Source organism: uncultured Bacteroides sp. (genome assembly GCF_902472605.1).
Taxonomy (GTDB): Bacteria; Bacteroidota; Bacteroidia; order Bacteroidales; family Bacteroidaceae; genus Phocaeicola.
Window position 1 is genome coordinate 1 of the sequence record NZ_CABROP010000018.1, and the last position, 12,409, is coordinate 12,409.

Annotated in this window: 8 protein-coding genes; 4 read left to right on the plus strand and 4 right to left on the minus strand. The window is 53.0% G+C overall.

The annotated features are described in order from the left end of the window. Positions 1-52: 52 nt before the first annotated feature. Positions 53-2,641, minus strand: coding sequence for an ATP-dependent chaperone ClpB (gene clpB / locus RDP42_RS05665; RefSeq protein ID WP_308762899.1), 2,589 nt, complete (start codon positions 2,639-2,641; stop codon positions 53-55). 491 nt (positions 2,642-3,132) lie between these two features. Here clpB and RDP42_RS05670 point away from each other — a divergent pair, with 491 nt between their 5' ends. Genes RDP42_RS05670 through RDP42_RS05680 form a run of 3 tightly spaced genes read left to right on the plus strand, consistent with a single transcriptional unit; the run spans position 3,133 to position 6,214 of the window. Continuing rightward, on the plus strand, positions 3,133-4,698 hold the full coding sequence (locus tag RDP42_RS05670; RefSeq protein WP_308762900.1) for an ATP-binding protein: 1,566 nt from the start codon (positions 3,133-3,135) through the stop codon (positions 4,696-4,698). 22 nt (positions 4,699-4,720) lie between these two features. Next, on the plus strand, positions 4,721-5,302 hold the full coding sequence (locus RDP42_RS05675; RefSeq protein WP_308762901.1) for a DUF6621 family protein: 582 nt from the start codon (positions 4,721-4,723) through the stop codon (positions 5,300-5,302). A gap of 15 nt (positions 5,303-5,317) precedes the next feature. Then, on the plus strand, positions 5,318-6,214 hold the full coding sequence (locus RDP42_RS05680) for a LysR family transcriptional regulator (protein ID WP_072542123.1): 897 nt from the start codon (positions 5,318-5,320) through the stop codon (positions 6,212-6,214). A 22-nt stretch (positions 6,215-6,236) separates the two neighbouring features. Here the strand turns inward: RDP42_RS05680 and RDP42_RS05685 are convergent, their stop codons facing one another. Genes RDP42_RS05685 through RDP42_RS05695 form a run of 3 tightly spaced genes read right to left on the minus strand, consistent with a single transcriptional unit; the run spans position 6,237 to position 11,266 of the window. Next, a complete protein-coding gene (locus RDP42_RS05685) occupies positions 6,237-7,505 on the minus strand; it encodes an MFS transporter (protein WP_374046920.1) in 1,269 nt (422 codons plus the stop codon). Between the two features lie 12 nt (positions 7,506-7,517). Then, positions 7,518-8,828 (minus strand): SpoIID/LytB domain-containing protein, encoded by a 1,311-nt coding sequence (locus tag RDP42_RS05690; RefSeq protein ID WP_308762902.1) that lies wholly within the window; start codon positions 8,826-8,828, stop codon positions 7,518-7,520. A 5-nt stretch (positions 8,829-8,833) separates the two neighbouring features. After that, positions 8,834-11,266: a DUF4922 domain-containing protein gene (locus RDP42_RS05695; protein WP_308762903.1), complete on the minus strand. Its 2,433-nt coding sequence runs from the start codon at positions 11,264-11,266 to the stop codon at positions 8,834-8,836. A gap of 90 nt (positions 11,267-11,356) precedes the next feature. Between RDP42_RS05695 and rlmN the strand changes: the two genes are divergently transcribed. Then, positions 11,357-12,409, plus strand: a complete 1,053-nt coding sequence (gene rlmN, locus RDP42_RS05700; RefSeq protein ID WP_308762943.1) for a 23S rRNA (adenine(2503)-C(2))-methyltransferase RlmN — start codon at positions 11,357-11,359, stop codon at positions 12,407-12,409.

A 12,409-nucleotide genomic window follows, 5' to 3' on the forward strand; every position in this document is an offset into this window, starting at 1 on the left:
TTTTATCAATGACGGGCAACTTACTATCTTTTGATCTTATATCGAACTCACGTTAGTTACGGAACTTCAATCCATCACCCTCGCGCTCTACGATAATCGGTTTCTCGCGGTTCACTTCCTGTGACAGAAGTTTCTTTGACAAATCGTTCAGCAAGTAGCGCTGGATGGCACGTTTAACCGGACGTGCACCGAATTCCGGATCGTAGCCGGCAGTAGCCAGGAAGTCGATGGCTTCGGCACTCATCTGCAAGGTTACACCGTTGTCCTCCAGCATCTTCTGGATGCCTTTGATCTGCAAGCGGACAATCTGTTCGATTTGCGGCTTGTTCAACGGCTGGAACATGATGATTTCGTCGATACGGTTCAGGAACTCCGGACGGATGGTCTTCTTCAACATGTTCATCACCTCTTTCTTGGTCTCGTCTACCACCTGGTCGTGGTTCTGGTCGTTAATCTTCTCGAACTGACTCTGGATGTAAGAGCTGCCCAAGTTGGAAGTCATGATGATGATGGTGTTCTTGAAGTTCACCGTACGTCCCTTGTTATCGGTCAGACGTCCGTCGTCCAGTACCTGCAACAAGATGTTGAACACATCCGGATGCGCCTTTTCGATTTCATCGAACAAGACTACTGAATACGGTTTCCGACGCACGGCTTCGGTCAGCTGACCCCCTTCATCGTAACCTACGTATCCCGGAGGCGCACCGATCAAACGTGACACGGTATGCTTTTCCTGATACTCACTCATATCGATACGCGTCATCAGCGATTCATCGTTGAACAGGTATTCTGCCAAAGCCTTGGCCAATTCAGTCTTACCGACACCGGTCGTACCCAAGAAGATGAACGAACCAATCGGACGTCTCGGGTCTTGCAGTCCGGCACGGCTACGACGTACGGCATCGGCCACAGCCTGGATGGCTTCATCCTGTCCGATGACCCGCTTGTGCAGTTCGTCTTCCAGGTGGAGCAGTTTTTCACGCTCGCTCTGCAACATACGGCTCACCGGTATACCCGTCCAGCGGGATACCACGTCGGCGATGTCTTCGGCCGTTACCTCTTCCTTGATCAAGGCGTTGTCGCCCTGTTTCTTCTTCAGGTCTTCCTGGATGGACTTGATTTCGTTCTCCAGAGCCTGCAGCTTTCCGTAACGGATTTCGGCCACCTTTCCGTAGTCGCCTTCACGTTCTGCCTTATCAGCTTCGAACTTCAGTTGTTCGATTTCCTTCTTGTTTTGCTGAATCTTGTTCACCAGCTCCTTCTCACTCTGCCATTTGGCCTTGTAAGAAGTCTCCTGTTCCTTCAGTTCCGCAATCTCCTTGTTCAATTGAGCCAGTTTTGCCTCGTCCTTTTCCCGCTTGATGGCCTCGCGTTCAATTTCGAGCTGTTTCAACCGGCGTTCAATCTCATCCAGTTCTTCCGGCAGAGAGTCACGTTCCATACGCAGCTTGGCGGCTGCCTCATCCATCAGGTCGATAGCCTTATCCGGCAAGAAACGGTCGGTGATGTACCGGCTGCTCAGTTCTACGGCCGCGATGATGGCTTCATCCTTGATACGTACCTGATGGTGGTTCTCGTAACGCTCCTTCAGTCCACGCAAGATGGAAATAGAGCTGGCCGTATCCGGTTCGTCTACCATGACGGTCTGGAAACGACGTTCCAGCGCCTTATCCTTTTCGAAATACTTCTGGTATTCGTCGAGGGTAGTGGCACCGATGCTCCGCAGTTCCCCACGGGCCAAGGCCGGTTTCAGGATGTTGGCTGCATCCATGGCACCTTCACCTTTTCCGGCACCCACCAAGGTGTGGATTTCATCGATGAAGAGGATGATGTTTCCATCGGATTTCTTCACCTCATTGATGACCGATTTCAGACGTTCCTCAAATTCACCTTTGTATTTGGCACCTGCTACCAGCGCACCCATATCCAGTGAGAACAGCTGTTTGTTCTTCAGGTTCTCCGGCACATCGCCCCGAAGGATTCGCTGTGCCAGTCCCTCTACGATGGCCGTCTTACCGGTACCCGGTTCACCAATCAGAATCGGGTTGTTCTTCGTACGCCGGCTCAGAATCTGCAACACCCGTCGGATTTCCTCGTCACGGCCGATGACCGGGTCGAGTTTCCCGCTTCGTGCAGCTTCTATCAGGTTAATGGCATATTTATTCAGTGATTGATATGTATCTTCGCTTGATTGTGAGGTCACATTCTGTCCCTGACGCAATTCCTGGATGGCAGCCCGCAATTCCTTGTCGGTCAGACCTGCATCCTTCAGCATGGTAGACACCGTGCTTTTCACGTTCAGCAATGCCAGCAATATGGCTTCGAGTGACACATATTCGTCGCCCAGTTCCTTGGATACCTCCACGGCTTTCTGCAACACTTCGTTGGCGTCACGGCTCAGGTAGGGTTCTCCTCCCGATACCTTCGGCAAGGAAGCAATCTGCCGGTCGAGTACGGTTTCTATCTGCTGGCCGTTTATGCCGAGTTTCTGGAAAATGAAGTTGGTTACATTTTCGCCCACCTTCAGCAAACCTGCCATCAAATGTTCCGGCTCGATGGCCTGCTGTCCGCGGTTCTGTACCAGATTCACCGCCTCCTGCACTGCCTCTTGCGATTTGATTGTAAAGTTGTTAAAGTTCATAAATGGTCTCCTTTCTCGTTCTTGTTGTTTTTCTTTTTCTTTGCCGGGAGCCTCCCGCCTTGTGACAGGCGGCTCACGACGCTTACTTTTATGCAAACTCTTTGCCAGAAGCCATTTGTTGGAAAAGCCTGACGAATTGTCATTTTTATGTGGTTTTTATGCTGAAAATCTGTCAGTTATGACCTGCTTTTTGTCAGTCGGAAAAACGCACTTGCGTTTGGACTAAAACGTCGAAGCGTTTTCTCTAAAACGTACTTGCGTTTTACTTCAAACGCCCTTGCGTTTTGGTTGAAACGCAAAGGCGTTTGCGGACGAATGTACTTGCGTTTTTTCGGCCCCTTCTCAACCCTTGAGGTGACAAGGAGAATGTCTTGTTATAGCCTAGGGGAAGCGGGTGGTGAAGAAATCGGCACCGTTGAAATAACGGGAGAAAAGTGTGCCCTCTCGGATATTTTTCGTACCTTTGTCTAAAGGCTTTTAATTGTGCATGTATGAAATACCCAATCGGAATACAGAGTTTTGACCGCATCATAGAAGACGGTTATGTGTACGTAGATAAGACGGATATGGTTTATTCGCTTGCCCGGGAAGGTTCAATTTACTTTCTGAGCCGTCCGCGGCGTTTCGGAAAGAGCCTGCTGGTTTCCACGTTGAAGAACTATTTTTTGGGGCGGAAGGAACTGTTCAAGGGCCTGAAGATTGATAGTCTGGAGAAGGACTGGAAAGTGTATCCTGTATTTCATTTGGATTTCAATGGTTCCAATTTCATGCAGAAGGGAGTGCTGGAAGAACGCTTGGATAATTATGTGTCGGAGTGGGAAGCTTGCTACGGACTGCCTTCTGAAAGTGACAGGCTGGATGTGGGATTCCGTTTTATCAAGGTGCTCCGTGCAGCCCACGAACAGACGGGGCGTCGTGCGGTGGTGCTGGTGGATGAATACGACAAGCCGATATTGGACGTGCTGGATGTGGATAAGAATTTGGAAGAAGAACACCGCAACATCCTGAAAGCGTTTTATTCCGTGTTCAAGGGGGCCGACGAGCATCTTCAGTTCGTGTTTCTGACGGGCGTGACGAAATTCTCACAGGTGAGCGTGTTCAGCGGTTTCAACCAGCCTTTCGACATCAGCATGCACGGCAAGTATGAGACGCTTTGCGGCATCACGCAGGAGGAACTGGAGAACACTTTCCGGAAGCCGATGGAGCAAATGGCACAGGTGTACGGATGTACGTACGAGGAAATGCGTAACCGGCTGAAGGCGCAGTATGACGGCTATCACTTCAGCGACCGGATGACTGATATTTATAATCCGTTCAGTTTGCTGAATGCCTTTTCTACCCAGCGTATTTCCGACTACTGGTTCAAGAGTGGTACGCCTACTTACCTGATTCGCCTGCTTTCGCACACGAATGAAAACATGGACGAAATTACGGGCCGGTATTATGCGCCGAAGGAGTTTATCGACTACAAGGCAGACGTGGAACAGCCGCTTCCGATGATTTACCAGAGCGGTTATCTCACCATCAAGAACTTTGACCGGGATTTCGACTTGTTCCTGTTGGATTATCCCAACAAGGAGGTGAAGGAAGGTTTTCTGTCGATGGTGGCTTCCAAATACTTCGATAACGGGGATAAGATTTATCCTTGGGTGCGGGAGGCGACCATCTTCCTGCGGAAAGGGGAACTGGACAACTTCCGCACGGGGCTGACATCTTTCCTGGCAAGCATACCTTATACGATGCGCCGCAAGGAGAACGAACGGGAACGGGAGCGCTATTTCCATTATACGTTCTACCTGATTATGCGGTTGATCAGCGTCTATACGGTCTACACGGAGAAGTTGCAGAGTCAGGGTCGTGTGGATTGTGTGGTGGAGACGCCGCAGTATGTCTATATCTTCGAGTTCAAGCTGGACGGGACGGCCGATGAGGCCTTGCGCCAGATAGAGGAAAAAGGCTATGCCCGCGAGTATGAGGCGGACGGCCGCAAACTGTACAGGATAGGGGCCGTGTTCTCTTCCGAGACGGGTACTATCGGCGACTGGAAACAAATATAAACGGAAACACATTAACTAATTTATGGAAAAGAAAATACCCTTTGCTTCTGATGTAATTTTGATAGATGCTGCTTTCTTGGACCGTGTGGGCGGGGATATGGCGGCTCATTTTGCGCCCCTGGTGGGCCGGGAACTGCCTAAAGCCGACTTGGCGGTGTTGCTGGAATGTCTGGCACTGGATGCCGGTCTGGAACCGGGGCAGCACGAGATACAGGTGATTTTTGTGTACGATGCGGCACATGGCCGGATGCGTTTCTGTACGCCTTCCGATTTGGAAAAGGAAATTCACGGTATGGCTTTCCAGGGCCGGCTGGGTGAGTTTTCACTGTATGCGTTCCAGACTTCGGGAATGGCTCGGCGGGAAGATTTGTTTTGTGAATCGTTGCAGTTGCTCACGGAGTCGAAAGATGCGCGCCGGGTGATGCTGGTGCCCGATGAGGGAGAATACAGCTCAGCTGTAGCAGAACTGGCAGAGAAGATGAAAGACAAGGAAGGTGTGACGGTGTTCGGCATGAACCCTCCGGCACACGAGTGCAGTTACCGTTTTGAGATGCTCGGGTTTGCCGTGCTTCAGTCACTGGGCATTCGGGCAGAGGAGCTTTAATTCGTGGAATAGCCTATGTCTGATTTCCGTTTGAAAGCATTCTACAGTGTGGCCCGCAACCTCAGTTTTACCAAGGCTTCGCAGGAGTTGTTTGTGAGCCAGCCGGCTGTGACCAAACATGTGCGCGAGCTGGAAAGTCTCTACGGGGTGCGCCTGTTCGACCGCAAGGGGAACTCCATCTCGCTCACGGAGGCGGGGAAGTTGCTCATGGAGCATTGCGAGCGTATCCTGGCCGACTACCGCAAGCTGGAGTATGATATGCACCAGCTGAACAACGAGTATGCGGGGGAACTGCGACTGGGAGCGAGTACGACCATCTCGCAATATGTGTTGCCGCCTGTATTGGCTGCTTATACGGAACGTTATCCTCAGATGAGCGTATCGCTTATGGATACCAACTCGCGCAACGTGGAAAAGGCGTTGCAGGAGCATACCATCGACGTGGGGATGGTGGAAGGTGTGTTCCGCCTGCCCAATCTGCGCTATGAACCGTTCTTGTGCGACGAGCTGGTGCCGGTGGTGTGTCCGCGTGGACGCTGGGCCGGAAAGGAGGAATTGACATTGGATGAGTTTACCCGCGTGCCGCTGGTGCTCCGTGAACGGGGTTCCGGCACGCTGGATGCCATTGAGATGGTGTTGGCCGAGCAGGGGTTGAAACTCTCTTCATTGAACGTGCGGATGCACCTGGGCAGCACGGAGGGCATTAAGTCGTTCCTGCGGTGCAGTGACTGTATGGGGATTGTATCGGTCTGTGCCTTGGGACGGGAACTGAAAGCAGGCGACTTTCAGGTGATTGACATTGAAGGCTTGCAGTTCAAGCGGCATTTCTGTTTTGTATCGGCCCAGGGACAGGAGGCCGATACCGTATTGCATTTCATGCGCTTTGTCCGGCATTTCCTTGCGGGAAAATGAAGACCGGACGGAGCGCTTCATTTTATTTCTTTCCAAATTCAGGATCAATTTTCAGTAGGGCAGTCACACCGAAGGTGGCAAGGGTGCAGACCATAATCCAGATGAAGAACAGCTGGTAGCCTAAGGTTTCCTGCATCCATCCGGCAATCATGCCCGGTAGCATCATGCCCAAGGCCATGAAGGCTGTGCAGATGGCATAGTGCGAGGTCTTGTGCGAACCGTTGGCAAAATAAATCAGGTAGAGCATGTAGGCCGTGAAGCCGAATCCGTAGCCGAACTGTTCCACGAAGATGCAGCTGTTGATGAGGACAAGGCTGTCGGGTTGGGCATAACTCAGGTACACATAGACCAGGTCGGGCAGGGAGATGGCCCACACCATGGGCCAGAGCCAGTGGCGGAGTCCCTGGCGTGCTACGGCGATACCTCCCAAGATGCCGCCTAAGGTCAGTCCGACGATGCCGAGCGTACCTTGTGCGAAGCCGATTTGGGCGGTGGTCATACCGAGACCTCCTTGTTCCACGGGGTCGAGCAGGAAGGGGATGCCCATTTTGGCCAGCTGGGCTTCCGGTAGGCGGTAGAGTAGCATGAACAGAATGGCGGTGAGAGCCTGCTCTTTCTGAAAGAAGGAGCGGAAGGTGAGCAGGAAGTCGGTCAGGATACCTTTGGTGTTTTTCGGATGACTGGCTGAAGGACGGTCCTGATCGGGTCGTGGCAAGACGAAAGAATGGTAGAGCCACAGGGCCAGCAGACAGCCTGCCAGGGTGAAGAAGGTGATGCTCCAGGCGTAGGACGTGCGGCCGGTCACTTCCTCCAGTCGTCCGGCCAGCATGATGAGCAGTCCTTGTCCGGCAATGGTGGCAAAGCGGTAGAAGGTGCTGCGGATGCCCACGAAGAAGGCTTGCTGGTGCGGAGTAAGTCCTAACATATAGAATCCGTCGGCGGCGATGTCGTGGGTGGCAGAACTGAAGGCCACCAGCCAGAATACGGCCAAAGTAGTCTGGAAGAAATGGCTTGTAGGGATGGTGAAGGCAATGCCGGCCAGTCCCGCTCCTAACAGCAACTGGGTGAGGATAATCCACCACCGTTTGGTGCGGAGCAGGTCGATAAACGGGCTCCACAAGGGTTTGATGACCCAGGGTAGGTTCAGCCAGCTGGTGTAGAGGGCTACCTCTGTGTTCGAGATGCCCATCCGCTTGTACATCACCAGCGAAAGAATCATGACCGCTACGTAGGGGAGACCTTCGGCAAAGTAGAGTGAAGGTACCCAATACCAAGGAGAACGTGTATGCATGGCCGTCAGGATTTAGTATAACTTGCGGATTTCAGCTCCCCGATAATAATGTAGCAGAATCTGGTCGTAGGCATAGCCTTTTTCGCCCATCACGGCAGCGCCAATTTGGCAAAGGCCCACGCCGTGTCCCCATCCGGCACCGGTCAGTTCGAACCACTCCGGCACGCCGTTTATCTCTGGTCCCTTGTCGACCACGAAGGCTGAACTGAACAGGTGGGTGGGCGAGAGGGTTCGTCGTATTTCCAGCTCCTTTCCGATAATCATCGTTTTTAGGGTACCCACAATCTTCAGGCGGCTGATGCGGCCCGACTTTCCACGTTCCACGGGAATAAGGTCGAGAATCTCGCCATAGTCACTTTTGGTGTGGGTGGCAATCAGTCCGGCCAGTTCCTCCTGCGTATACCTCACCTTCCAGCGGTAGAAGTCCTGTGTTTCCTGATCGTAGTGGTTGAGAATCTGGGAGAGGATTTTCGGGTCGGTGGTGTGGCAGAACGATTCCGGTCGTTGGCGGATCCAGCGTTCGGCTTCCTCTTCCTTTGTCAGGTCAGGTAGCGGGGATTCGGTGTCCAGGTCGCGTACGGCACTGAGGTAAGGATATTTCTTGTCCTCCCAGCAGTAGTTGAATTCTTCGGTCACCCCGCCGCAGCACTTGGAGAAACGGGCATCGCAGATGGCGTGCTTGTACATGAGTACCTGGCCGCGAGTCTCCTTGACCGCTTCCACCACGCTCTGGTTCGATGCGCGGGTGATGCCTTGGTAGCGCTGGCAATGGTCGTCGGCGCAGACGTCAAAGATGGTATGGTCTTCGCGGTCGTACCAGCGGATGTATTCCGTATCGGTCTTGAAGAAGGGGAAGAAGCCGCTGCCTTGTTTGCTGAGGGCTTTCCGCTTTTCAATCTGGGCCAGCAGCCAGCTTCGGGAAATAACGGCATGGGCTTTCAGGAATTCCAAGGAAGAGGTGGCACTCATCTCCGAAGAAATGACGCTGATCAGGTAGTCCTCGGCTGGAAGCTGGTTGATGGCCGTAATCTTTCCCTCGTCCACCACCAGTCGTAAGGTACCTAAGAAAGTCTGTGTCTCCTGCCGTTCCCAATGGAAGTTGATGCCGATGGTCACATCTTCGAGCGAGAAGGAAGCATCGTCTTCCAGCGGGGTGAAAGTCAGTTCGCGGTACACGTTTCCGTTCCAAAAGATGCCTCCTTCGTCGAAGGATACATGCTGTTTGCCGGAGACGGTTTCCCCTTTGGCCAGGAACTTGGCATTGAGGGTGAAATGTATTTCAAGGGCATTGACGATGCCCACGTTTATTTCGGGTTCTTTCATGATGCTTAATGGGTTACTTCGTGATAGATTTGCCGCAGGGTGTCGGCGTTCAGTTTCTGGAAATCTTCTTCGCGGGCCGTCACTAGAATGCCAGCCATGTCGAGGGCTCCGGGACTGACGAGCAGCTGGGTATCCCCCTCGGCGGTGTAGCATTGTGGACGGTGGGCAGTTCGCGGAATGTAGACCGTGACAAATCCGTAGCGGGGGTCGTCCCAGGCAAACAGGTTGTAGCGGGGCTCCATCTCTCCTTCGGGCAAGGGCAAGCTGCGCAGGTAGCTGTCAATCAGCCGAGTGCCGGTACCCATTCCTCCCTGGGTGATGAAAGCACGCAAGGGGCAGATATAGCCCTCAATGTCGTAAGCGATGCAGGATTTTCCATTGGCAAGCGGTTCGAACCCTTTTTCTACGGCAGTGCCCATCAGCTTGTCCCATTGCTGGATGAGGGGTACATCTTCTTGGCGTACGGCCTGGAAATGAAAATGGTCAGGGGCGGAAGCGCCGCACTTGGCTCCGTTGTAGAATACGGTATAGCCGCTGGAGAAATGATTCTCCAGCCAGTCGACCAGCCGTTCGGGCAACCGGCGGGCGGTCTTGTCGGCCAAGGTCTGCCACTGGTGCCGTTCCGTAGAAATGGTGAGGTGTCCCGGCAAAATGGGATAAGGGTTCAGCCGCAGGCTGAAAGCTTCGTCCAGCATGATGCGGAGACTCTGCTGCTCTTCCGGCTTGTGGCTCAGGCAGAGGAAACAGGGACGGGCCGCGATGGAAGCCTTGTCCACTTTGGCGCAGGTGGAAACGGCACGGGCCGGGTTGAACTGCACAGTGATGTCGTTACCGTCCAGCGGAAGCGTGCGGGTCTGCACGTGCTCCAAGGCTTCATGGTTCTTACGGGCCAATGGCCAGGTGTCCAGTTGGTGGTGGATGAATGCATCTGCCGAAATGTCCGGGGATGCTTCTTCCCAGGAAAGCGGACGGCGGAGCATGGCCTGCCGTTTGCGTATTTCCAGCGTACGCAGGCTGTCTTTATAACTGTTGTTCAGGTTCTGTTTTTCGATGCTCAGGGCTGCGTCGGAGTTACCTTCCCAACGACGGCACAGATAAAGCACGTCGTAGATACGGCCGATGCGGTATTTGCGGGAGAAAGCCAGTCCTAAGGCATAGTCTTCGCCGTAGCTGGTGTTCGGTACGCGGATTTCCCGCAGCAGCGGGGTAAAGAAAGCACGTGGTGCCCCCAGTCCGTTGATGCGGAGGGCGTTGTTGTGGCCGTTGGTGTCGGTCCACTCCTTGTGGGCGATGACGCCCGGCGGCAAGGTTTCCAGTTGGAAGTTGGTCATGCGGTACGAACCGATGACCATGGCGCAGCGTTCCCGACGAAATTTGTCGACGATGGTCTGGAGGGTAGACGGACTGCTGTACAGGTCGTCACTGTCCAGTTGCACAGCGAAGCGTCCGCAGAGGGGATGATGCACACCTAAGTTCCAGCATCCGCCGATGCCCAGGTCGTCCCGTTCCGGAATGAGGTGGATCACCTTCTCGTTGCCGGCATAGCGGTCGATGCACTCCGTGGTGCCGTCGGTCGAATGGTTGTCGATGACAATCACGTTGAAGGGGAAATCAGTCTCTTGGGTCAATACGGAATCAATGGCATCGGCAATGGTGCGGATGCGGTTGCGTACGGGGATGATGACTGAGGCCTCGTAGGTAAATTCCCCTTCCGTGGGGTCAATGTCCCGCTGTACTGGAGGCAGGAAAGCTCCGATGTGCTTTAAATAATAGGTAAAGGCTGTTTCCCGTTCCAGTTGTACGCTCCGGTTGCGTGGGTCTACGTAGTCAAATTGTTTCTCGCCCGACTTGCGGGTATCTTCTTCAATTTCGGTGTAGAGGAACTCGCGGATGTGGGTCAGCTCGTGCTGTTGAGAGAGAGCCAGGCGCACGGCATAGAGGGCTGAGTAACGGTACTCCGGCTGGTGGGTGATGCATTCAAAGGCTTCCTGTAGGGCTGCTGTCTTGAAAAGCAAGACCGAACCGAAGTCGAAATCATCGCGCACGCTTCCCGGCTGGTAGTCGATAACCGGATGAGGCTGTCGCACCCCGTTGACCACCTGGTAGTGGTCGGCATAGACCATACCAGTTTCCAGGGCACACAGGTAGTCGCACATGCGTTCCAGCGCCATGTAGCCCATGTCCAGTTCCTGCGTCTTGGTGTAGATGAGCAGGTAAGGCGTGTGCGTCAGAGACAGCATCTGTCGGATGCCGTCGGTTTGCTGGAAAGAAAAAAACGGGAGAACGCGGCATTTTTCGGTAGGGGCGCCCACATTTTCCGGGTGGTCGGTTAGTAGGAATATCTGGTCTGTCTGGGAACTGGCACTCAATCCCTCAATTGTCTTATTTTGTTGGTTATCACCTTCGTAAGGAAGGAAACAAGTCACTAGATTATTCATATAATACATTTATACGGACAAAGATAGGGAATATATCTTATTTTTTCCCTAACTTTGTACGCTAAATGTGTAGAATATAAGAGAATTATGATGACAAAAGCTCCTTTATTGGGGAAAACACTGAACGAATTGAAAGCGATTGTGCAGGATTTGGGAATGCCCAAGTTCACGGCCGGACAGATTGCTTCGTGGTTGTACGATAAGAAAGTGCGTTCAATTGACGAGATGACCAACCTTTCGTTGAAGAACCGTGAGCGGTTGATGGAGAACTACGAGGTGGGAGCCAGCGCACCGGTGCATGAGATGCGTTCGGTAGACGGAACAGTGAAGTACTTGTTCTGCACGCCCGAAGGTGATTACATCGAATCCGTATATATTCCCGACGAAGACCGAGCTACGCTCTGTGTGTCTTCGCAAGTGGGATGCAAGATGAATTGTAAGTTCTGTATGACCGGAAAACAGGGATATACCACCAGCCTGACCGCGGCACAGATTCTGAACCAGATTTATTCGGTGCCCGAGCGGGATACCCTGACCAATGTGGTATTCATGGGAATGGGAGAGCCGTTTGATAACCTCGATGAGGTGTTGCGTGCCTTGGAAATCCTGACGGCCGACTATGGCTACAAATGGAGTCCGAAGCGTATCACGGTGTCGTCCGTAGGTTTGCGGAAAGGGTTGGAGCGCTTTTTGGAAGAGAGTGATTGCCACTTGGCCATCAGTCTGCATTCACCGTTTCCTGCCCAGCGTCGGGAACTGATGCCGGCCGAGAAGGCTTTCTCTATTACGGAAATCGTGGACATTCTCCGCAAGTATGATTTCAGCAAGCAACGCCGCCTGTCTTTTGAATACATCGTGTTCAAGGGCGTGAACGACAGTCTGATTTACGCCAAAGAACTGGTCAAACTGTTGCGGGGACTCGATTGCCGGATGAACCTGATTCGTTTCCATGCTATCCCGAATGTCGATTTGGAGGGAGTTGACATGGAGTCGATGATTGCGTTCCGCGATTATTTGACCCAGCATGGTTTGTTTGCTACCATCCGGGCTTCCCGCGGAGAAGATATTTTTGCCGCGTGCGGCATGCTGTCTACTGCCCAGCAGCAGGCAGAGAAAAAAGAGAAAGAAAATGAAACCATTTAA

Bases quoted from the DNA above. Each gene is read 5' to 3' on its own strand.
- RDP42_RS05695 (WP_308762903.1), bottom strand. From the start codon at position 11,266: ATGAATAATCTAGTGACTTGTTTCCTTCCTTACGAAGGTGATAACCAA.
- RDP42_RS05675 (WP_308762901.1), top strand. From the start codon at position 4,721: ATGGAAAAGAAAATACCCTTTGCTTCTGATGTAATTTTGATAGATGCT.
- clpB (WP_308762899.1), bottom strand. From the start codon at position 2,641: ATGAACTTTAACAACTTTACAATCAAATCGCAAGAGGCAGTGCAGGAG.
- RDP42_RS05670 (WP_308762900.1), top strand. From the start codon at position 3,133: ATGAAATACCCAATCGGAATACAGAGTTTTGACCGCATCATAGAAGAC.
- RDP42_RS05680 (WP_072542123.1), top strand. From the start codon at position 5,318: ATGTCTGATTTCCGTTTGAAAGCATTCTACAGTGTGGCCCGCAACCTC.
- rlmN (WP_308762943.1), top strand. From the start codon at position 11,357: ATGACAAAAGCTCCTTTATTGGGGAAAACACTGAACGAATTGAAAGCG.
- RDP42_RS05690 (WP_308762902.1), bottom strand. From the start codon at position 8,828: ATGAAAGAACCCGAAATAAACGTGGGCATCGTCAATGCCCTTGAAATA.
- RDP42_RS05685 (WP_374046920.1), bottom strand. From the start codon at position 7,505: ATGCATACACGTTCTCCTTGGTATTGGGTACCTTCACTCTACTTTGCC.